At 40.8% G+C, this 22,239-nt stretch carries 17 protein-coding genes; 9 read left to right on the top strand and 8 right to left on the bottom strand.

Going from position 1 to position 22,239, the window contains the following annotated elements:
* Positions 1 to 420: 420 nt before the first annotated feature.
* From ACS5PU_RS14090 to ACS5PU_RS14100, 3 genes are read right to left on the bottom strand one after another with little or no spacing between them, the layout of a single operon-like run.
* Positions 421 to 975, bottom strand: coding sequence for an NUDIX domain-containing protein (locus tag ACS5PU_RS14090; protein WP_439459800.1), 555 nt, complete (start codon positions 973 to 975; stop codon positions 421 to 423).
* Positions 976 to 1,003: 28 nt separating this feature from the next.
* A complete protein-coding gene (locus tag ACS5PU_RS14095) occupies positions 1,004 to 3,433 on the bottom strand; it encodes an outer membrane beta-barrel protein (protein ID WP_439459801.1) in 2,430 nt (809 codons plus the stop codon).
* Positions 3,434 to 3,490: 57 nt separating this feature from the next.
* Positions 3,491 to 5,977 (bottom strand): TonB-dependent receptor domain-containing protein, encoded by a 2,487-nt coding sequence (locus tag ACS5PU_RS14100; protein WP_439459802.1) that lies wholly within the window; start codon positions 5,975 to 5,977, stop codon positions 3,491 to 3,493.
* A 218-nt stretch (positions 5,978 to 6,195) separates the two neighbouring features.
* Here ACS5PU_RS14100 and ACS5PU_RS14105 point away from each other — a divergent pair, with 218 nt between their 5' ends.
* Together ACS5PU_RS14105 and ACS5PU_RS14110 are read left to right on the top strand one after the other, a co-directional pair.
* A complete protein-coding gene (locus tag ACS5PU_RS14105) occupies positions 6,196 to 7,122 on the top strand; it encodes an NAD(P)-dependent oxidoreductase (RefSeq protein ID WP_439459803.1) in 927 nt (308 codons plus the stop codon).
* Positions 7,123 to 7,252: 130 nt separating this feature from the next.
* On the top strand, positions 7,253 to 7,729 hold the full coding sequence (locus tag ACS5PU_RS14110) for an OsmC family protein (protein WP_439459804.1): 477 nt from the start codon (positions 7,253 to 7,255) through the stop codon (positions 7,727 to 7,729).
* Positions 7,730 to 7,867: 138 nt separating this feature from the next.
* On the opposite strand, the gene ACS5PU_RS14115 is transcribed toward ACS5PU_RS14110, so the two are convergent.
* Positions 7,868 to 9,748, bottom strand: a complete 1,881-nt coding sequence (locus ACS5PU_RS14115; protein WP_439459805.1) for a M1 family metallopeptidase — start codon at positions 9,746 to 9,748, stop codon at positions 7,868 to 7,870.
* Positions 9,749 to 10,023: 275 nt separating this feature from the next.
* Between ACS5PU_RS14115 and greA the strand changes: the two genes are divergently transcribed.
* On the top strand, positions 10,024 to 10,497 hold the full coding sequence (gene greA / locus ACS5PU_RS14120; RefSeq protein WP_047798983.1) for a transcription elongation factor GreA: 474 nt from the start codon (positions 10,024 to 10,026) through the stop codon (positions 10,495 to 10,497).
* A gap of 84 nt (positions 10,498 to 10,581) precedes the next feature.
* Entirely contained in the window at positions 10,582 to 10,980 is a 399-nt protein-coding gene (locus tag ACS5PU_RS14125; RefSeq protein ID WP_439459806.1) for an HIT family protein, read from the top strand.
* A 62-nt stretch (positions 10,981 to 11,042) separates the two neighbouring features.
* Here the strand turns inward: ACS5PU_RS14125 and ACS5PU_RS14130 are convergent, their stop codons facing one another.
* Positions 11,043 to 11,894, bottom strand: coding sequence for a hypothetical protein (locus tag ACS5PU_RS14130; protein ID WP_439459807.1), 852 nt, complete (start codon positions 11,892 to 11,894; stop codon positions 11,043 to 11,045).
* A 173-nt stretch (positions 11,895 to 12,067) separates the two neighbouring features.
* Here ACS5PU_RS14130 and ACS5PU_RS14135 point away from each other — a divergent pair, with 173 nt between their 5' ends.
* Both ACS5PU_RS14135 and ACS5PU_RS14140 read left to right on the top strand, forming a co-directional pair.
* Positions 12,068 to 12,706, top strand: coding sequence for an RNA polymerase sigma factor (locus ACS5PU_RS14135; protein WP_439459808.1), 639 nt, complete (start codon positions 12,068 to 12,070; stop codon positions 12,704 to 12,706).
* The gene (locus tag ACS5PU_RS14140) at positions 12,703 to 13,881 is read left to right on the top strand and encodes a hypothetical protein (protein ID WP_439459809.1); all 1,179 of its coding nucleotides are present in this window, start codon (positions 12,703 to 12,705) and stop codon (positions 13,879 to 13,881) included. The genes ACS5PU_RS14135 and ACS5PU_RS14140 overlap by 4 nt, the downstream gene beginning before the upstream one ends.
* Positions 13,882 to 13,921: 40 nt before the next feature.
* Here ACS5PU_RS14140 and ACS5PU_RS14145 read toward each other — a convergent pair whose 3' ends face one another.
* The 3 genes from ACS5PU_RS14145 to ACS5PU_RS14155 all read right to left on the bottom strand — a co-directional run bounded on the left by ACS5PU_RS14145 (position 13,922) and on the right by ACS5PU_RS14155 (position 16,399).
* On the bottom strand, positions 13,922 to 14,803 hold the full coding sequence (locus tag ACS5PU_RS14145) for a pirin family protein (RefSeq protein ID WP_439459810.1): 882 nt from the start codon (positions 14,801 to 14,803) through the stop codon (positions 13,922 to 13,924).
* A 181-nt stretch (positions 14,804 to 14,984) separates the two neighbouring features.
* Positions 14,985 to 16,085 (bottom strand): NADH:flavin oxidoreductase, encoded by a 1,101-nt coding sequence (locus ACS5PU_RS14150; RefSeq protein WP_439459811.1) that lies wholly within the window; start codon positions 16,083 to 16,085, stop codon positions 14,985 to 14,987.
* An 11-nt stretch (positions 16,086 to 16,096) separates the two neighbouring features.
* Positions 16,097 to 16,399: an ArsR/SmtB family transcription factor gene (locus ACS5PU_RS14155; protein ID WP_439459812.1), complete on the bottom strand. Its 303-nt coding sequence runs from the start codon at positions 16,397 to 16,399 to the stop codon at positions 16,097 to 16,099.
* A gap of 174 nt (positions 16,400 to 16,573) precedes the next feature.
* Between ACS5PU_RS14155 and ACS5PU_RS14160 the strand changes: the two genes are divergently transcribed.
* The 3 genes from ACS5PU_RS14160 (at position 16,574) to ACS5PU_RS14170 (ending at position 22,238) form a co-directional block, all read left to right on the top strand.
* On the top strand, positions 16,574 to 17,152 hold the full coding sequence (locus ACS5PU_RS14160) for an RNA polymerase sigma factor (protein ID WP_439459813.1): 579 nt from the start codon (positions 16,574 to 16,576) through the stop codon (positions 17,150 to 17,152).
* A gap of 338 nt (positions 17,153 to 17,490) precedes the next feature.
* Positions 17,491 to 18,669 carry a FecR domain-containing protein gene (locus ACS5PU_RS14165; RefSeq protein WP_439459814.1) on the top strand — a complete coding sequence of 393 codons (1,179 nt, stop codon included), beginning with the start codon at positions 17,491 to 17,493 and terminating at the stop codon, positions 18,667 to 18,669.
* 212 nt (positions 18,670 to 18,881) lie between these two features.
* Positions 18,882 to 22,238 carry a TonB-dependent receptor gene (locus ACS5PU_RS14170; RefSeq protein WP_439459815.1) on the top strand — a complete coding sequence of 1,119 codons (3,357 nt, stop codon included), beginning with the start codon at positions 18,882 to 18,884 and terminating at the stop codon, positions 22,236 to 22,238.
* The last annotated feature ends 1 nt before the right edge of the window (position 22,239 follow it).

Genomic DNA, 22,239 nt, shown 5'->3' on the forward strand with positions numbered 1-22,239 from the left:
TGAGATTCCGTAAACTTGATTCTTTTCATATTACCAATTAAAATTAATAGTTTTTTCTAATAGCCTCGCTGCGCTCGGTCTAGAATTATACTTTTAACTGGTCTGAATTTTGGGAAGTGCACACTATTATTAAAAACATGCGTTAAAATTATATTAGGCAATTAAATTCTCTATGATGTTCCATGGGGACATGCATGATTTAGAATATTGTTAAAAACATGCGTTAAAATTATATTAGGCAATTAAATTCTCTATGATGTTCCTACGGGACATCTATGATTTAGACTATTGTTAAAAACATGCGCTAAAATTATATTAGGTAATTAAATTTCCTAAATGTCCCATGGGGACATTTCCTAGGTAGAAAAAAATATAGCATGTTTTTTATGTTCCGTTAGGAACATTTGGTGATTGCCGTAATTACAGCTCGCCGCTTAAGATCATCAATTTTGTTTTTAATATGGCGGCAACGCTCATCGAATCGGTAATTTTCCCATCTTGTACCATCTGAAAGGCTTCATCAAAAGGGAGTTTTTTAACAATGAGCTGTTCTGTTTCTTCAGGCATGGAAATACCCTCGATTAAATCGGTGGCAATGTAGATAATGCTCAATTCATCGCTTACTGAGTTAGAAAGGTGCATCCGTTGAATTTCTTTCCAGTTTTTGGCACTTAGGCCTGTTTCCTCCAGTAATTCTCGCCGCGCGCTGTCTAGTGTGGCTTCATGAAAAGGACCACCTCCTTCGGGAATTTCCCAACTGTAGGCTTTTATGGCATAACGGTACTGACCAACTAGCCAGGTATTGTAATTTTCATCCAAAGGAAGGATTCCAATAGCCCTGTTTTTAAAGTGAACAGTGCCGTAAATCCCTTTTCCACCCGATGGGTTAATTACCTGGTGTTCGGTTAAACGGATCCAGTTATTGTCATATTTAACCTCACTCTCTAACGTTTTCCAAGGATTGTTCTCTTCCATGCTGCAAGATAAGCAAATCTGATTTATCTTACTGCGGTTTTAAAGGTGCAGGTGGTGGCGGAATTTTATTTACCCTTATTTTGGTAAACCGGTAATTGAGGCTAAAAGTGAAATTCTGCGTATTATTGGTCGAGTAGTTTTCCAATCTAAAATTCTGACCTTCATTAAAAAAGGTATTGGTCCTGTTGCCGAAAACATCATTTACCGTTACCCGGAGGTTGAGCCTGTTGCTAAAAAATACCTTACGGGCAGAAAAATTAGAAGTCATAGAACCCTTATTTCTTCCCTGTGCATTGGTGTTATTGGCATAATTTAAGTTCGATTCGAAGGCCGTTTTCAGCGGTAACTGCATGGATAGGCCAACTGCGGCCCTAAAACTAAGCCCATCGCGGTTTAAAGAGCTGTTTAGCTTCGATTTGTAATTGCTCTGGATAACACTGAAATTCCCATTGGCCGATACTTTACTGGTTGGGCGGTAATTCCCGATTAAGATAAGCGATAGCGAATTATTGGTGCCCACATTATCAAAAGTACTTTCGGAGCGGGCTGTATTAGAGCCCGGAATTAAAATAACAGTACGATAACGTTCTATAACCCCTTGGCTGGTAGAATAAGATAGCCTCGGGTTAAAAGACCACTTCTGGCCAAAGGCGCCAAAATTAATATCGAACTGATGGGTGTAAGCAGGCGATAAATTCGGATTCCCGTACGAAATGTTCAAGGTATCTACGTTGTTTACCTGTGGATTTAAGGTGTTTTCTCTGGGGCGGTTAATACGGATGCTATAAGTAGCCCCAACATTGTATCTTTTGCGGTAAAACCGGTTCAAAGATAAATTGGGGAAAATACTCAAATAGGGTTTTACGTTGTAGTTTTCGCCTGTCGATAAATCAAAAGCCACATCGGTAAGTTCGGCCCTTATACCTGTCTTAACGCCCCAGCCTACATTTCTATAATTGTATGAAGCATAGGCTGCACCTATATTTTCGTTGTACAGAAACTGGTTGGATAGCTTAACGTTTTTAATAAACTGCTGCGTGGCAAAATTAAAATTCTCGATTAACAGATCGTTATCATTTTTCCGGTAGTTAAAAGCCAGACCAGCTTCAATCCGGTCGCGTTTTTTAAAAATGGGCTTTTCGTAATCTAAAGTTACATTTAAACCCCGGTTGCCGGTATTGTTGTTGTTTTGCTGCAGGGTAGGTTTAGAGGTGCTGGGCAGGGCATAAGTTGTGCTGTAATCGCGGAAATCGATATTCTTGCTGGTGTTAAAATTTAACCCGATAGATATTTTACCGCCACTGGTATCGGTCTGCAGGTCGTAGTCGGCGTTAAAAACAAAATTATTGCTGTTGCCCTTTCCGGTGTTGAGCTGATTCCGTAGTCGGCTTTCGATGCGGTTTTCGTTTAAATAATGCAGGTCGGTAGCCGAATTTGTATTTGAATTGTTGAGGTTGTAATTGCTAGATAGGCGTAAACTCTGTTTCGGACTGATGGTCCAATCTAAACCCAGCCTAAAATTCCCCCCATTATTGTGATTTTTATACGCGCCGTACTGATCGTAATAAAAAGTTGTATCGGGGAAAAAGTTTTCGCGGAAATTATGGCTATCGCCCCTGCTTACGTTGTAGCGGTAAGCTGCACTGCCATTCAGGGCATAAGATTTTCCACGGTAAGATGCATTTGCATTGGTATTTCCGTTGCCCTGTAAACCGCTCGAAATGCCAACATTGCCATTAAAACCCACTTTGAAACCCTTCTTCATTACGATGTTGATGATCCCTTCGCCATCGCCACTGTATTTGGAAGGTGGATTGGTGAGTACTTCAATTTTATCAATAGCATCGGATGGAAGTACGTTTAGCAGATCGGCAATATTCGAAGTCATGTAATCGGAAGGTTTACCATCAATAAAAATCCTGGTATTTCTTTTTCCGGCTATAGTGGCGTTCCCATCAATATCTACCTGTACCATGGGCACATTTTTTAGCACATCGGTTGCGGTGCTCCCTTCGGCCAAAAGGGTGGCACCAACGTTGTAGGTAACGCCATCTGCACCAAATTCGATAGGTGGTTTTTGAACGGTAATGGTAACTTCCTGGAGTGAATTTTGCTCTGAAGCCAGTTTTAACAGCCCCAGGTTTTTATCGTAATCCTTTTCGGTAATGGCTATCCCGTTTACCCTTAACGGAGCGTAACCAACAAAGCTTACCCTAATGCTATAATTGCCCGGTTTTAGGTTTTTGATACTGAAACGGCCATCTTCGTCGGTAGCAGAAGTAATGATGGGCTGCTCTGAGCCATCGGTATACACAGCTATTATTGCCGAAGGGATGGTTAATCCGCCGACTTCCTCAACCACTTTTCCGCTAATTGTACCTTTTTCTACAGCAAATATGCTGAGGGCGTTGAGTAAAATAAAAAAGGTAAAGCAAAGCTTAGGTAAAATTTTTTCCAATAGCTGATTAGTTAAAAAAAAAGGTGCTTAGAAATAATTTCTAAACACCTTGTATTGTTAAAATGATCCTTCATCAGGACGGTTATCCTGCTGATCGTCTTTCTTCTTTTTGGTACCGGTAAAAGTTGTTTTTCCGAAGCGGTAAGAGAAGGTTAAGTTCCCCATTGTTCCCTGCATCTGCCTTTCAAAATCAACAATAGTGGCTTTGTCTTCAGTTGTCATGCTCCATCTTCTGGTGTTAAAAACATCTCTAACATTGAAGCTTAAAGATGCTTTTTTATTAGGGAAATCGTATTTGGCACCGCCATCTATTCCATACATCGCATTGCGTTTTCCCTGTGCCATTACCTCTGGTGCCCTGTAATCGCCACGTACCTGCAGCGATACGTTTTTGGCAACCGTTAAGTTTCCGGTTAGGTTCGCATTCCAGCTAAAGCCACTGCTCGATGGAATATCAAATCTGGTATCGCCAGCAAATTTAGCCTGATACAAGTTTACGTTTGTGGTAAAATTTAAAGCTTTAATCAGATCAAAACGGCCAATTAACTCCAATCCGCTGTTAATCTGGTTGGTTAAGTTTTGTGGTGTAGAAGTAATAATGCCATTAACCGGGGTACTTCTAACCCTTTGTATTACATCGTTAGTTTGGCGGAAATATAAGCTCGAGGTTAAAGTTACCTTTTTCCAGTATTTGCTGTAACCCAATTCGAAAGAGTGTACATCCTCTGGTAACAGGTTCGGGTTACCGCCCCTGTAGTTTAGTGGGTCCGAAACATCTAAAAATGGATTGGTATCCCATGGGCGTGGACGGTTTACACGGCGGGTATAACTCAATTGAAGCTGGTTATCACCTTTTAGTTTCTGGGTTAAGAAAATACTTGGGTATAACCTTTTATAATGGATGTTTCCTTCACTTGGCGTTAAAACATTATTGGTATATCCTTCCAAATAGGTGTCAAGGCGGGCATCTTCAGCCCTTAATCCCAATTGGTATCCAAAATCTTTAATTTGATTCTGGTAATTGAAATAAAGTGCATGAACTTGGTCTTTACTGTCAAAATTATTAATCAGCTTGTTGTTGCGGATGTAAATAGAGGTGTTGGTTGGAATAGAATCTGCATATTGATCGTTGTTTCCTAAACGGATCTGGCTGCGGTAACCAACCTCAATTTTTCCAGCTTTACCAACGGGAAGCGCATAATCCGTTTGGATATTATAATTGGTATTGTCGCCGGTGTTAAAAACGCGCTGTAAGCTTAAGGTTTCATTAATCGGTACACCATTTCTATTGGTTGTAGTGGTAACATAGTTCTGATCGTTGTTGTTAGTACCATGCGAGTAACCAAAATTGAAAGTTAATTCTTCTTTAGGCTTTTTAAACTTTTGCACATAATCAAGGTTAAGGTCGTAACTCTTTCCATAACCGTCGTTTGTGTTCGTTCTGTTGCTTAACAGCACTGGCGATCCGGCAGCAGTTAATTGTTTAATATCAAGTTGTTCGTTCCGGTCATTATCCCTGGAGTTGAAGCCTCCTGATAAGCTGATTACACTTTTAGGGGCCAAATAATAATCTATACCTGCTTTGGCGTTGTGGCCTTTATCTAATGAAGAAGAAACGGTATTTTGGTTGGCAAAAGCGGTTTGGCCTACATTTGCTTTATAGGTAATATCCTGAAAACCCCCACCAATGCGGTTGCCATAACGGTAACCGTAATTGCCATAAATATTTACCTTGCTGTTTTGGAAACTTAAATTGGTGTTAGCGTTGTAGTTATCGCGGTTACCTGCGGTTAAAGCTACTGAACCATTAAAGCCAAGTTTGGTGTTTTTCTTTAACACAATGTTGATAATGCCCGATTGGCCCTCTGCATCGTATTTTGCAGATGGATTGGTAATTACCTCAACACTTTCTATGGAGCTGGCCGGGATAGACTGAAGGATCTGTGCTACGTTACCACCTGCAATTAAAGATGGTTTACCATCAATTAAAACCTTTACCCCGGTTGATCCGCGCAAACTCACATTGCCATCCATATCAGTAGAAACGGAAGGAACGTTCTGCAATAAATCGCCTGCAGAACCACCTTCGCTGATCAGACTTTGATCTACCGCGAAAATCTTTTTATCGATGCCCATCTGCATGGCTGCTTTTTGTCCGGTTACGGTAATTTCGCTCAGCACATTGCCTTTTGCGGCATTCATTTTAATTTCACCAAAATTTAAGGTGGTTGTTGCGGCCGTAATGGCTACATTATCCCTCACCATGGTTTGGTAACCTACAAAGCTTATTTTAAAGGTAAAAGTTCCGTTAGGGATATCGGCCATTACAAATGCGCCATTTACATCCGTTTGGGCTATTTTAGCATTTTTGCCTGTTGCTTTGTTAATTAAAACAGCAGTTGCAAACGGAATGGTTTCTTGTGTTTTGGCATCTTTTAGGATACCGCTAATTTTCGCTTTCCCGCCGGTTTGGGCAAAAAGACTAAATGATAGGCTTAAGAGTATTAAGATAATTTGTATTGTTCTTGTTTTGAAAAGTCTCATTAAATAATAAAGTTTCGTGTATTTTTATAAAGGGAGACAAAGTAACGGCAACTAAGTTTAATTAAGGAGCCGTAACTATTTTATTACAGCCATTTTATAGTAATATTTTTGTGGGCTAGCTTCCGGTTTACAGTTAACAATACCAGTTTTCAGTTTAGAGAAAAACAATAAACGAATATTACAATTGAACAATCTGCAAAATGTTACTTTTGTTCATCATGAAAAAAATATTAATTGTTGACGATCTGCACCCTGTATTTAAAGAACAGGCCATTGCGATGGGCTACGCGGTTGACGATGAACCACAGATTACACGTGAGCAAACATTAAATAGGATAAAAGATTATACCGGTATTGCGGTTAGGACAAAATTTAGGATAGATGCCGAGATTTTTGCTGCTGCCCCAAATTTAAAGTTTGTGGCCAGGGCTGGTGCCGGACTGGATAACATTGATGATAAAATTGCTTTTGAAAGAAACATAGCGCTGATTAATGCGCCAGAGGGAAACTGCGATGCCGTAGGTGAACATGCTACGGGCCTGCTTTTATCATTGATGAACAATTTCCGCAGGGCGGATATCGAAATCAGGAACGGGGTTTGGGACAGGGAAGGTAACCGAGGTTACGAATTGAAAGGTAAAAAAGTAGGTATTATAGGCTACGGTTTTATGGGGCAGGCCTTTGCCAAAAAACTCGCTGGCTTTGAAGTGGATGTAATGGCCTACGATAAATATAAAACCGGCTTTAGCGATGCTTTTGCACGTGAGGTGAGCATGGAAGAAATTGTAAAGCACAGCGATGTGCTGAGCTTGCATATTCCACTAACAGCCGAAACCAAACAGATGGTTGATGATGAATATTTCTTCCATTTTAAGAAACCGATTTTCTTTATCAATACGGCAAGGGGAGAAATAGTTAAGGTTAAAGCCGTTTTAAACGCAATTGAAAATGGTAAAATTTTGGGCGCCGGTTTAGATGTGCTGCAAACAGAAAAATTCCCAGCATTGGGTGAACAGGATTGGTATAATGAATTGAAACAGAACAATCAGGTAGTTTTGACCCCGCACGTGGGTGGTTGGACATTTGATTCGTACCGTAAAATATCTGAAGTTTTGGCTGAGAAGTTAAGCGGACTTACTTTTTAAAAGCTGTAAGGTCTGTAACCCAATAACTGGAAGCATTATAAATTAACCCTGTAGCAAAAAAACAGATGATATTTTGCCTCATTTCAATCATAATGTTTAAATTGAGTTACAAAATCTAACCAATTTTATCATGCCGAAAGATCATTTATATTCAACTACAGTTACTTGGACGGGCAATAAAGGCTCGGGTACAATGGATTACCGCTCGTACGACCGCGATTATGTAATCTCAGTAAAAGGTAAAGCAGATATTTCAGGTTCTTCTGATTCTGCCTTTCTTGGTGATAAATCTAAATACAACCCCGAAGATCTGCTGTTGGCGTCGATTTCCAGCTGCCACATGTTATGGTACCTGCATTTATGTTCCAAAAACGAAATTGTGGTAATTGATTATAAAGATGAAGCGGTAGGTACGATGGAGGAATCGGCTGATGGGAGCGGAAGGTTTAGAGAAGTAACATTGCATCCCCAGGTACTGATTGCGGATAAGGCGCATTATGAACTCGCTGCATCATTGCATCATGAGGCAAATAAGATGTGTTTTATCGCCAATTCGTTAAACTTTCCGGTTAAACACGAGGCGAGCTGTAAAGCAGAAAATGCTTAATTTTTACCGTCTTCGTTTATAATGAGGATGTGAGAAAGACGATTCTATCGCCATTGATCAAAAAAACAATCCTTTATAAAGTTAATTTTTCAGTTGGCAGTTATGGGTAACCGCCAACTGAAAATTGTGAACTGCCAACTATTTAGCCAACCAAAGGTTATCTTTTGGCGTGGCATCCATATAAATGCCGTTATCCAACGAAACCGATTTTATCTTTTTAGTGGCGTTAAGGGTTACATTAACTTCCTTTTGATTTGCTTTCCAAACTGCCGGGGTTTTGTGGATGGTATCCGTTTTGCCATCGGTATAGGTAACAATTACATCAAATGGGATTGCAAATCCGCCTACGTTTTTAATGCTTACCGTAGTTTTGCCTTTTGCCGGAGTAACCTTGGCAATGGCTAAATCAAGGTAATTGTTGGTGAAGAACCAGTTTTGGAAAAACCAGTTTAAGTTTTGACCTGCACCCGCATTCATGGAGTTGAAATAATCCCAAGGAATAGGGTGTTTGCCATTCCAGTTGCTCATATAGGTGTGCAGTGCTTTTTTAAACAGCTCATCGCCAAGCATATCTTTTAAGGCCAGGTAAGATAAAGATGCTTTTCCGTAAGAGTTGTTGCCGTAACCTGCACCAGAAACCTGGTCGGACATCGAAATTACCGGTTGATCTTCTTCTGTTGATTTATCGTTGATATACTGATTAACCCTAAAGTTTTTGTAAAATTTATCGGCAGCTTCTTTACCATGTTCGGCAATGCCGATTAAATATTCGAATGTGGTGGCCCAGCCCTCATCCATGTAAGCATAGCGTGTTTCGTTAATGCCCATGTAAAATGGAAAATAAGTATGCGCTACTTCATGATCCTGAACCAACTGTGCAAAAACCGGATCGCCAAACTGCGAATCGTTAACCATCATTGGGTATTCCATATCGGCAAAACCCTGAAAAGCAATGGTTTTTACGTAAGGATAAGGGATGCCAGGCCAGTTGTTAGAAAACCAGTCTAAGGCATTAAGGTTATATTTTACCGAATTTACAAAGTCTTTGCCGGTTGTTGGGTTATAAGCCGCCTGGGCACTGGCCCTGCGGTTGGTTTTTTTATCTACAATTACACTGGCACCATCCCATACATAATGGTTGCTTAACGCAAAAGTAACATCTGTAATGTGGTTTACGGCAAATTTCCAGGTGTTCCAATCTTTTTGCAGGGTTACCTTACCATCTTTCATTTCCTGCTCTGTAGCAATATGGATAACTTCATCGCCATTATAGGATTTTTTTAAACGGGCAGAAATTTCCGGCTGTAAAACTTCATCAGGATTTAAGAAATCGCCGGTGGCATACACTACATAGTTTTTGGGCGCTTTAATCGCAAATTCATAATCGTTAAAATCGTTGTAAAACTCGGCCCTATCGGTATGTGGAATGCGGTCCCAGCCATTATAATCGTCAAAAACCGAAATGCGCGGATAACTGTAGGCTACAAAAAAAGAATTGGGGTCAATCTGTCCCTCGCGGCCACTTTCTTTTGATAGAGGATAATCCCATTCTATTTTAACCGTAATTTTTGATTTGGGCGCCAAAGGTTTTTTCAGTTTTACATTTCCAACCGTTCCCCAGTTTTTGCTGTCTACCTTATAGGTTTCGCCATCAACAGAGAAAGCGCTGATATATAAGCCTGTACTCAAAAAATCTTCGCTTACCGCCCCACCCCTGGGCGAGGTTGGCTTGTGCAGGTTGTTTACAAAACGGATGACCAATGTTTTTAAAGTATCGCTACTGTTGTTGCTGTACAGGATTTCTTCCTTCCCGCTAACAACTTTGGTTTCGGCATCTACCTTAATATCCATGTTGTATTTGCCATGGTTCTGCCAATAATTAGGTCCGGGTTTTCCGCTGGCCGAGCGCGTTCCTTTAGCGTATGCTGCTTTGATGTTTCGGGGCATATAAAGCTCTTGAGCAGAAACCGTATAGCCACCTAAACCGATAAGTAGAACAATCGATAATAGCTTTTTCATTTTTTACGAATAATTTTAAGCTAAAATAGAATTAATGATCGGATTTTGAATGCGTGTAGGATTGAATGTTAATTTATGGTGGGAATTGCACATCATATCAATTGCTTGATATAAAAAAGGCATCCTGAACCTAAAATCAGTTAAATGTTAATCTTTTATTTGCTTTTGTAATTTCCACATTTTATCTTCGTTATAATTGAAGCAAGACTATGTAGCAAACCAACTATATAGTCTTGTTTGTTTTTTATAGCGTTTGATTAAAAATTAATAGAGCAATGACAGAGGTAACATACTATACCCAAGAGGGGTTAGATAAATTAAAAGAGGAAGTTCATTATTTAACTACCACCGGTCGTCAGCTTATATCTAAAGCAATTGCAGAAGCAAGGGATAAAGGTGATTTATCGGAGAATGCAGAGTACGACGCCGCAAAAGAGGCGCAGGGATTACATGAGGCAAAAATATCCAAATTAAAGAATACGTTGGCAAATGCACGTTTAATTGATGAGTCGAAATTAGATTTATCAAAAGTGCTGGCGTTATCTATCGTTAAAATAAAAAATGTTAAAAACGGTGCCACTATGACTTACCAGTTGGTGGCCGAGAGTGAAGCGGATTTGAAAACAGGAAAAATTTCTGTTAAATCGCCAATTGCACAGGGCCTCTTGGGCAAATCGGTAGGCGAATTTGCCGAAATTGAAGTGCCTGCAGGTAAGATGCAGTTTGAAGTGCTCGAAATATCGAGATAAGGTAAAAGGTGGAGGGTATAAGGCTTAAGGCATATCCTCCACCATAAAAACCCTAAGCCTTTACACCTTTAACCCTCCACCTTAATGACAATCTTTTCAAAAATCGTTGCAGGCGAAATCCCTGCACATGTTGTTGCCGAAACGGTAGAATATTTGGCTTTTTTAGATGTACAGCCTTTAACGGCCGGACATGTTCTGGTGATCCCTAAAATTGAGGTGGATTATATTTTCGATGCGGATGAAGACCTATACGTTGGACTCTGGATGTTTGCTAAAATTGTAGCCAAAGGATTGAAAGTGGCTTTCCCCTGCAAAAAAGTAGGCGTTTCGGTAATCGGACTGGAAGTGCCCCATGCACATATTCATTTAATACCAATGAACAATGTGAGCGATATGAACTTTAGCAAAGAAAAGCTTAAACCCACACAGGAAGAGCTGGCCGAAGCAGCAGAAAAAATTAAACAGGCTTTACTAGAAGTATAAAAAAAGGCCGGCTGTGACAACATCAGCCGACCATGCTTACCCCCCTAAACCCAATCGTTTTATTATGGCGCCGGAGCAACAGCTGTTGTTGTAGCAACATACGGCCAAACGGTACCAATACCACCTATGGTAATTCCCTTGTTATCACCTCTTTTTGCATCCGAAGCAAAATAATACAGCGGCCATCCTTTATACGTAAGTTGTTTTTTGCCGATTGCAGCTACAGTAATTACGCCAAGATCGGTTTTTGCAATAACAGAAGGTGCAATAAGCACTTCAGATTGATAAACAGGCCATATTCCTTCCTGCGTAGCACCCTTGGTATAATTGTTAACGCCATTTTTATCCGGGGCAAAGGCATAGAGAGTTCTGCCAAATGCATCAGTAAAATATTTGGTATTGCCGGTTCCTTCTACATAGGCGCTGGTGTAGCTTTTAGTATTTGCGCCAATCAGCTGTGCATTGGCCAGCATTAACGAATAATCGGGCTTGGCCACAAACCAGATTCCGCCAACACCATCGCCTTTGGTTTCGCCGGCAGCTGCATCACTGGCATAATAATAGAGTGGATAACCACGGTAAGTACTCTGTTTACGGCCATCGGCACGTGTAACCTCGCCAACTTCTGCTTTGTTCAGGTTTAAATCTGTACTGGCATCAGCAGAGTAGTACAATGGCCAAATGGCTTCGCAACCATTTACACAGGTTGGAGTTCCAGCAGCATCAGAAGCAAAAAAGTATAAGGTTTTTCCGTCTTTATCTGTAAGTACTACGCCAAATTTGGCATCGGTGCTCAACTGAATGCCTTTTTTTTCTGGTGTTGTGGGCTCATCGGCAGTGTTTTTTTTGCAAGCGGTAAATACCAGGGCCATACATACAACAGCCACCAGGTTTCTTTTTAAGTAGATTAGCATAAGATTTCGTTTTATTTTTAACTTTAATAAATGAATATGCTGCTATTACGCCGCTGTAGGCTAAATGGTTGCTTGTGGAAAATGGATTTTAGCGCAAACCAACGAAATAAAAATTTTTTCAAAAAAAATATATTTTTCAGGCAACCTTTTATCATTTGCTACCGTAATGTGCTTTGAAAGGAGAACTTGTGGCCGCTAATAGCGAAACCGAACATATTATACAAAAGCACATTGAGGGCTGTGTTAGAAATGAAAGAGATAGTCAGAAAGCACTATACAAACATTTCTATAGCTTTGCTATGGGCATCTGTTTGCGCTACACAAACGACCGTTTAGATGCTGCTGGGATATTGAATGATGGTTTTTTTAAGGCTTTCAAAAATATTGATAAGTATGAAGCTTCCAAATCATTTATGCCTTGGCTTGGCCGGATTATTACCAATACGGCAATAGATCATTACCGTGCCAATTTAAAATTTGCAGATCATGCCGATATTCTGGATCACGAAAATATTGTTCAACTGAGCTCGGTGTACGATAAACTTGCCTACAATGATCTGCTGGCCTTGATCCAGGATTTGAGCCCGGCCTACCGAACGGTTTTTAATCTTTTTGCAATAGATGGCTACAGCCATGAAGAAATTGCCGAAATGCTGGGTATATCGGTAGGTACATCAAAATCGAACCTGTTTAAAGCCAGGCAGAAGTTACAGGAAATGTTAAAAGCTACAGAAGCGAAAACTTACCAGGTAAGAAATTCGGAAGTAGACAGAAACCTTTTACAAGTAAGGTTAAATACAAATATGCAATGAAAGAGGGAAAAGATATAGATAAATTATTTAAGGATGGATTGGAAAACCCCGATCTGCCTTTTAATGATTTAGATTGGGATGATCTGGAGGAAAGATTGCATCCAAAGCCAAAAAGCAGAATTGTGCCATTGGTTTGGCTTAGCGCTGCGGCAGGAATTGCAGCAATGTTATTCATCGTATTTTTATTGATTAAACCAGCAGGCCTAAAAACAGGTGTTAAGGATATAGTAAAAACTGATAAGGCGGATAAAATCAACACACCTTTAAATAATGGTATCGGAAATTTAAAGCCAGTACCTGCACCAGAGACTGGTGGTGAAATACATCCCAATTCTTTGACCGTAAACCCAGGGGGGATTATGGCCAATCAGAAAGCACAAAAAAATGAGCAGGAGCTGAACATAGAAGCTCAGCAAAAAACAATCGAAATTGGGCTTAGCAACACCAATAGCTTAGCCAATGTGGTGTACAAACCACAATTACCTGCAGAAATCAATCCTGTAGCATTTAAAGATCAGCCATTAACAGCCAGTATTGCCTTAGGCAAACCTGAGCGGGTTAAAGCGCCGGTTATAAAGCAAAAATCGAGGTTTGTGCTCAGTATTTTGGCCGCCCCTGATTTAACAAGTGTTCAAAAATCGGGTAAAAGCAGTTTAAGTGGTGGCTTTGGACTAGAAGCCACGGTAAGCTTAACCAAAAGATTAAGCATAACCACAGGAGCGGCTTATGCTAAGAAAATTTACGATTCGGATTTTAACCTGTATAAACCCAATTCGAGCTATGTTTTTAAGGTTCAGCCTACAAATGTTCATGCCAACTGCGATGTAATCGATATTCCATTAAATGTCAATTATAAGATTTTCGACAACAAAAGAAACGCTATATCTGTAAGCACAGGCTTATCGAGTTATTTAATGCTAAAAGAAAACTACAGTTATAACTATGCCGGCGATTACCAAGGGCCGCAGAGTTTTGAAGTAAGAAACCAGAACCAGCATTATTTGGGTATTGCGAATGTGGGCGTTGAGTTTCAGCATAAAATAAACAACAATTTGAGTATCAGTGCTAAACCTTTTATGAAAATCCCATTAACGGATATTGGTTATGGCAATTCCAAATTATCATCAACAGGTGTGGCTGTTTCGCTCAATATGAACCTGTTTAAAAAGGATTAACCCGGGGCAAAAATCAGCTCAAAATTTCCTTTAATGTTTATTATTTTTTGATCGGATCGGGCAGTGGCACAAAACCGGTTTCGCCCGGTACAGGTTTGAAACTTTGATCGATCCATTTTTGCTTGGCCTTTTCTATCAGTTCTTTATCTGAGGCCACAAAATTCCAGTAAATAAAGCGTTCTTCGGGAAATGGTTCGCCTCCAAAAATATAAACGCTGGTATTTTCGTGCATAGTAAATTCGCAGAGTTTGGCATCATTGGCAATTAAAATCTGCCTTGGTTCAAAAATGTGCCCATCGCTCTCTATAGCACCATCTAAAATGTAAAGCGCACTTTCGCCGAAAAGGAAATCGCCAATATTTACTTTTTTACGGTCGGTACTTTTTAATTCAAGAAAATACAGCGGACTGTAAACCGGAACTGGCGATTTACGGCCGAATGCTTCGCCTGCGATTAATTTAATGGCAACGCCATCTTGTTCCCAGGCCGGGATGTCGGCTTCTTCTGCATGGAAAAATTCTGGATCCATTTGCTCTAAATGTTTGGGCAGGGCTACCCAGATTTGTAAACCATGGAGCATTTTATCCGAATGGCGCAGATACTCGGGAGTTCTTTCTGAGTGCACAATGCCACTGCCAGAAGTCATCCAGTTTACCTGCCCGGGTTTAATTACCACATCAGAGCCCAGGCTATCTTTATGGGTAATTTCTCCTTCGAAAAGAAAAGTCAAGGTAGATAGCCCGATATGCGGGTGGGGAGGAACATCCAGGTTTTCATGATCGTTCAGTGCTGCCGGTCCCATATGATCGATGAAAGAAAATGGCCCAACCATACGTTTCTCTCTGAATGGCAATAACCTGCCAACCATAAAATTGCCAATATTGGCTGGACGTTCTTCGATTATGAGTTTAATGTTCGACATGGAATGATCAATTTTAATGAGGTGAATTTACGGAAAAATATTGTCACCTTCCCACGGATCTTTTTATAAGTAGTGTCAGATTGTAACATCTGATGCCAGCGAAAACCACGGAAAGAAAAGTATTGACCATAAAAAAAAGGCATCCTTGCGGATGCCTCTTCAACTAAACAAAAAAGAAAAATTATACGAGTTGCATTAATGCTTCTTTACTGAAACCTTTTAAATCTTCAGTACGGTTGTTTTTTATTTTTTCAACCCAGTTTGGATCGGCTAAAAGCGGGCGGCCAACTGCTGCAAGGTCAAAATCACCACGGTCCATTCTGCGTACCAGTTCATCTAAAGAACTTGGCTGCGAGCTCTGTCCGGCAAAGGCGCCAAAGAAATCGCCATCCAAACCGATAGAGCCTACAGAAATGGTTGCTTTACCGGTTATTTTTTTAGCCCAACCGGCAAAGTTTAAATCAGATCCTTCAAATTCAGGCTCCCAGAAACGGCGTTGCGAGCAGTGGAAAATATCAATTCCGGCATCGGCCAACGGCGTTAACCATTGTTCCATTTCCTGCTCATTTTTAGCCAGTTTAAAATCGTATGCAGCTGGTTTAAATTGCGATAAGCGGATAATCAATGCGAAATCTTCACCAACTCTTTTCCGTACTTCTTTAATAACTTCTACGCCAAAACGGGTACGTTCTCCCAAGGTTTTGCCACCGTAAATATCGGTACGGTTGTTTGTAGCATCCCAAAAAAACTGATCGATAAGGTATTGGTGCGCACCATGAATTTCGACAGTATCGAAACCCAGAGCCTTTGCATCTGCGGCAGCCTGACCAAAAGCGGCAATGGTATCAGCAATGGCAGCATCAGTCATCGGTACGCCGTTTTCAAAACCAGGACTGTTTAAAGATGACGGGCCTTCAAACGGAGCACTTGGTAACCAACCAGAAGCATGATTTGCATGAATGCCCTGGTGCCAGATCTGTGGCCCCATTTGCCCACCTGCAGCATGAACGTCGGTAATTACCTTTTGCCAGCCAGCCAAAGCCTGATCTCCATAAAAATGCGGAATGTTTGGATCGGCAGATGATGATGGGCGGTTAATTACCGTACCCTCCGAAAGGATTAGGCCAACCTCACCAGCTGCTCTTTTTGCATAATATGCAGCAACGTCTGGTGTGGGTATGCCATCTGGCGAGAAAGACCTCGTCATCGGGGCCATTACTATTCTATTTTTGGTATTTAATGTTTTAAGGCTAAAAGGCCTAAATAAACTATCTGTATTCATTGTATCTTAAATTATAATGCTGTATTAATGATTTCGCTTAGTTTTTCTAAGCCTTCTTTATTGCGTTTATAGTAAGTCCATTGGCCAACACGGGTTGCACAAACCAGATCGGCCCGCTGCAAAATGGAAAGGTATTCGGAAATTGTACTTTGGGATAGGCCAGCCTTGATCTGGATTTGGCCTACACATACCCCGATATTATCGAAATCGGCATTCGGTTGTTCAGGGAAATTTTTTTCGGGCTCCTTAAGCCAGCTCAAAATCTGTAAACGTGTTTTATTGGAAAGGGCTTTAAATACTTCTACTTGATCCATGATGCAAATGTATATCGACTTTTCCCGATATGCCAATTAAATATTCGAAGTTTACAATTGGATGTTTGATTTTGCTATTACAGCCTACTAAAACGCTTTAATGTTTCGAGGTTGTGAAAATTGTTAGGATTTAGATTAAACTATTTCTTACATTCGTTTAATCATTCTAACCAAATGTCTAATTATAAATCATTAACTGATCACGAACTTTTTGTCCTGATGCAGGATGGCGATAAATGTGCGTTCGAAGAAATTTACGCACGTTTTAACGGTCTGTTATATATTTATGCCTGCAAAATGATACCCGACCGCGAAGATGCGAAAGATATTGTGCAGGAGATATTCGTTTACCTTTGGAGCAATCCTAACATTAAGGTCAAAACCCAGTTATCTGCTTATTTATACACTGCAGTTCGGTATAAGATTTTCGATTGGCTGGATAAAAATAAATCGCGCTCCAATTATCTCCAATCGCTGACCGAATTTGCCGATCAGGGCGATTACGTTACCGATAATTACATCCGCGAACGTGAATTTGCCTCGCTGATTGAGAAGGAAGTAAGTTTGCTGCCTCCAAAAATGCGGGTTATTTTTGAGATGAGCCGTTTGCAGCACCTCACACAAAAGGAAATTGCCGAGGTTTTGCATTTATCGGATAAAACGGTAAAGAAGCAGATGAGCAATGCCCTAAAGGTTTTGAGGTTAAAGTTAACCTCGTTTTTGCTCTTGGCTATCATTTTTATAATCAGCTGATTTTTAGCTTCAACACGTAATTGTAAAACCCAGACCTGGCAGGTTTCCAAAACCTGCCAGGTGTATAGGCTTTGTTAAATAAACCTGATAGAACGGAAAGCCCGGAGCGAAGTATGAGTGAGGACTTGAAGGGATAGCAGGACTACCGTAACCGAAAGGTGCTGAACCCTGCTTTTCAAAATAATATGACACACCAAATAGCTTTTATGAGCCAAGCGGTGTGAGGTGAGAAGTATAGTTTTTCCATCCACGAAAAAAAATAAAAATATTTTCTTTTGATCTACTACCTAGGCCGCTGTTAACCTACATGTATTTAATTAGCCAAATATTTTGAAGTAATGAATAAAGCAGAAGTTGAAAAACTTTTAGAAAGATACAGAGATGGTCTTTGTACCGAAGCTGAAAAAGCTTTGGTAGAATCGTGGCATTTGTCAGAAATGGCCAAAACACCATCCGATCTTGATCATGCCGATCTAATTGATGCCAGGAAACAGATCTGGAGCGCAATTGAAGAGGAAACCGAAATCCGCTCAGGCAATAAATATACGCTTTGGTTAAAGCTTGCTGCCGCTGCGGTGGTTCTTTTCTTTATCGCGTTTGTGATTAGGCAACAACTTCAAAATCAAATTACCAATTCTGCACAAATTACTAAAACCACCGAAAAAATAATCGAACCGGGTGGCAATAAAGCCACTTTAATTTTAAGTGATGGTAAAAAAATATCGCTTACCGATGCTACAAATGGCGTAATTGCCAAACAGGCCGGAATAAATATTACCAAAACCAGTCAGGGGGCATTAATTTATACCATTGCTGCGGCAACCTCGGAAAAAGCTCAAAATAATATCTACAATACCATAGAAACGCCTAGGGGCGGCCAGTACCAGATTAACCTGCCCGATGGGACCAAGGTGTGGCTTAATGCTGAATCATCTTTAAAATATCCGGCAGTTTTTAACGGTGGGGAAAGAAAGGTTGAGTTAAAGGGCGAAGCTTATTTTGAGGTGGCCAAACTGGCCAACAAAAAAGGAGCAAGGGTTCCATTTAAAGTGAAAAGCGATATTGGCAATGTTCGGGTACAGGAGGTTGAGGTTTTGGGTACCCACTTTAACATTAACGCCTATGTGAACGAGCCGAGCAATAAAACAACTTTGCTTGAAGGAAGCGTACGCATCAAGAACCTGCAATCTAACGTATCGCAGCTTTTAAAGCCCGGGCAGCAATCGGTTATTAACGCGGCATCGCCAATGGTTGTGGTTAAAGATGTAGATGCCGAAGAAGCCGTTACCTGGAAAGACGGTTATTTTAGTTTTAATGAAGAAAACCTGGAAACGATTATGAATAAGATTGCAAGGTGGTACAACGTAGAAATTGATTACCGCGGCAATAAGATAAACAAAACTTTCGGTGGGCGCATATCGCGCTTTAACAGTGTAAACGAAGTGTTGGATATGCTGCAGATTACCGGAGCCGTACATTTTAAAATTGAAGAGAGGAGGATTTTAGTTATGCCTTAACCTATACCTTTTTTCATCGGAGAATGATGATCTGGGATAGCCTATAACTAAAAAAACCGGAAGCGCGGCAACGCTCCCGGCCATACTGAAGGCTTTTTCCAATTGTAAAATTGTGAGATACAACTATTCTAAACCTAATAACCAAATATATGAATTTTTATACTGAATGGTTGCCCAAACCTAAGGGGCGCCTGTTTAAAATTTTGTTGATTATGAAATTGACTTTTGTCTTGCTAATCACCACCTTTCTACAGTTCAGTTACGCGGCTGTACATGCCCAGAATGTAACTTTATCTGAAAAAAATACTACGCTGCTCAAGGTTTTCCGCAAGTTGAACAAAAGTGTAGGCTATAGTTTTTTATATGATCTGGACCTGTTAAAAGAGGCTAAGCCGGTAACCATTGATATCAGAAATGCAGATATTAAAGAAGCCTTGCGCCGCATTTTTATCGAACAGCCATTGGGTTATACGATAAAAAACAATACCATTATTATCCACCGCAAACCGGCAGAGGGCTCGCCTTTAATGATCAGGTCTTTTGTTGATATAAGGGGTAAAGTGGTTGATGAGAAAGGGCAGGCTATGGCAGGTGCCAGTGTAAAAGTAAAAGGCACAAACCAGGGTACGGTAACCGACGAAACCGGAACTTTCGTACTTAAGGATGTTGCCGAAGGAGCAACTTTGGTTGTTTCTTACATTGGCTACGAAAATAAAGAAGTGGCTGCCAGCAATGGTTTAACCATAAAACTCGATCCACAGGCCGGTTTATTGGCCGATGCCGTGGTAATTGGTTACGGTACACAAAAGAAAAGTGTGGTAACTGGGGCAATTGCTTCGGTTAAAGCTGCCGATTTAGAAAATACCCCGGTCCTCCGCCTCGAGCAGTCGTTACAGGGAAGGGCATCTGGTGTAAATGTAACCACAAGCTCTGGTCAACCTGGCGATGGCGGTACCATCAGGATCCGCGGTACGGCCAACATTAACAATGCAAACCCTTTGTTTGTAGTAGATGGGGTAGTAATTGGTGGAGGTATCGAATATCTTAATCAATCGGATATCGAATCTATCGAGGTTTTAAAAGATGCAGCATCAGCCGCCATTTATGGTACACGTGCCGCCAATGGGGTAATTATTGTGACCACGAAAAAAGGCGCCAATACCGGAAGAATCAGGCTGGAGTACAATAATTACATTGGTACACAGGCACCTTCTACCAAGCTAGACCTGTTAAATGCCACACAGTATGCAACCATTTACAATGAAGGCCAACTGGCCGATGGCATTACGGCTGTCCGTTTTCCAAATCCGGCACAATATGGCGAAGGTACTGATTGGCAGGCTGCGGTTTTTAACAACAGCGCAAAAATCCAGAACCACGATTTAAACCTGAGCGGGGGCAACGATAAATCTATTTATTATGGCTCGTTCAGTTATTTCGATCAGGATGGTATTGTGGCTACTTCAAATTCGCAGTTTAAAAGATTTACTGCAAGGTTTAATTTCGAACATAAAATTACCAAAAACATCAAATTTGGAAACTCTATCGGCTATACCCGCATAAATTCTATCGGTGTAAGTACAAATACCGAATATGGTTCGCCATTAAGCAGGGCCATTAATATGGATCCGATAACGCCTATTGTGGAAACCGATCCTGCTAAATATGGTGCATCAAAATACCTGAATAACCCGGTGGTGAGAAATGAGGCTGGTTTTCCTTACGGAATTTCAGATTACGCACAATCGGAAGTTTTGAACCCGGTTGCAGCCTTAAAGGTGGCTCAGGGCGATAACTGGAGCGATAAAGTAGTAGGAAATGCCTTTGCAGAAATAGAATTTATCAAGGGTTTGAAATTGAGGAGTACAGGTGGCGTGGATCTTGCCTTTTGGGGTGGTCAAACTTTCCGCCCGATTTATTACCTGAATTCGATCAACCAATCTACCTTAACAGCCTATACCAGAGATAACAACCGTGGTTTGTTCTGGTCTTTAGAAAATACCTTAAGCTACGATAAAACCATTGGTAAACATGTATTTACCGCGTTATTGGGTTATTCGGCACAGAAAAACAAAGGCGAAACACAGGGAGGCATTAAAGAAGGTATCCCAGTTGATAATATAAAGGATGCTTCATTACAGTTCCCGGTGGCCAGAACCAATTCTGACTTTTATGGCGGCGAATACCTCAACACCTTAAACTCTATATTTGGTAGGGTAATTTACAACTATGATGAGAAATATCTGTTCACGGGTATTATCCGTAGAGATGGTTCATCACGTTTCGGTCCGAACAATAAGTATGGTTATTTTCCTTCTGCATCAGCAGGTTGGGTAGCCTCACGCGAAGATTTCTGGCCTAAAAATGATATCATCACCTTTTTAAAGTTTAGGGGTTCGTATGGTATTAATGGTAACGATAATATTCCCGATTTCAGATACCTGGCAACTGTAAGCGGTGGCCGTAATTACTCCCTCGGTACGGCTTCTGGCCAGGCGCTTGTTAATGGTGTTAGTCCGAATGCGCTTTCAAACCCTGATTTAAAATGGGAAGAAACCTCTTCATTCGATTTAGGTTTTGACGCCACATTGTTTGAAGGCATTACTTTAAGTACCAGTTATTTTAACAAAAAAACCTATGGGATGCTTTTGCAGCAGGTTGTGCCATCGTACGTGGGCAATACCGGTCCTTATGCCAATACCGCCGATTTATTTAACAAAGGTTTCGAAATTGAACTGGGCTGGAACAAAAGGATAGGCGAATTTAGTTTCCATGTGGCCGGTAATGCTTCTTTTATCAAAAATGAGGTAACACTTTTAGGTGCCGATAAAGATTATATTCCAAGCAGACAGACCATTACGCCACAGGGTTTAGAGGTAACACGCGTAGCAGTTGGCCAACCGGTTGATGCTTTCTTTGGGTACCAAACTGCCGGGCTTTTCCAAAACCAGGCAGAAATAAACAACTATAAAAACAATGCAGGTACTTTGATCCAGCCGAATGCAAAACCTGGCGACATTAAATTTTTAGACCTGAACGGTGATGGTGTGATCAGCGATGCCGATAGAACTTTCCTTGGCCGTTCTAACCCGAATTTTACTTATGGTTTAACCTTTTCTGCAAAATATAAAGGCTTCGATATCTCGCTATTCGGACAAGGGGTTTCTGGAAACATGATCTTTAACGGATTAAGGAGATTCGATTTAACCCCATCTAATTATACCACCGATATTTTAAACAGATGGACAGGCGAGGGAACAAGCAACACGGTGCCAAGGGTAACCCTGCAGGATGACAATAAAAACTATAGCCGGGTATCGAGCCTGTTTTTAGAAAGCGGTGCATATTTCAGGTTAAAGAACGTGCAGTTGGGATACACATTGCCTAAGCAACTGGTAAACAAAGTTGGTTTAGATAAGCTGAAGGTTTATGTAATGGGCAACAACCTATTTACCTTAACCAAGTACACAGGCTACGATCCGGAAATTGGTGGTGGAAGTTTAGGGGTAGACCGTGGTTTCTATCCACAGGCCAGATCGTTCTTTGTAGGTGTAAATGTTGGATTTTAAC

Source organism: Pedobacter sp. GSP4 (assembly GCF_051857575.1).
Classification (GTDB): domain Bacteria; phylum Bacteroidota; class Bacteroidia; order Sphingobacteriales; family Sphingobacteriaceae; genus Pedobacter.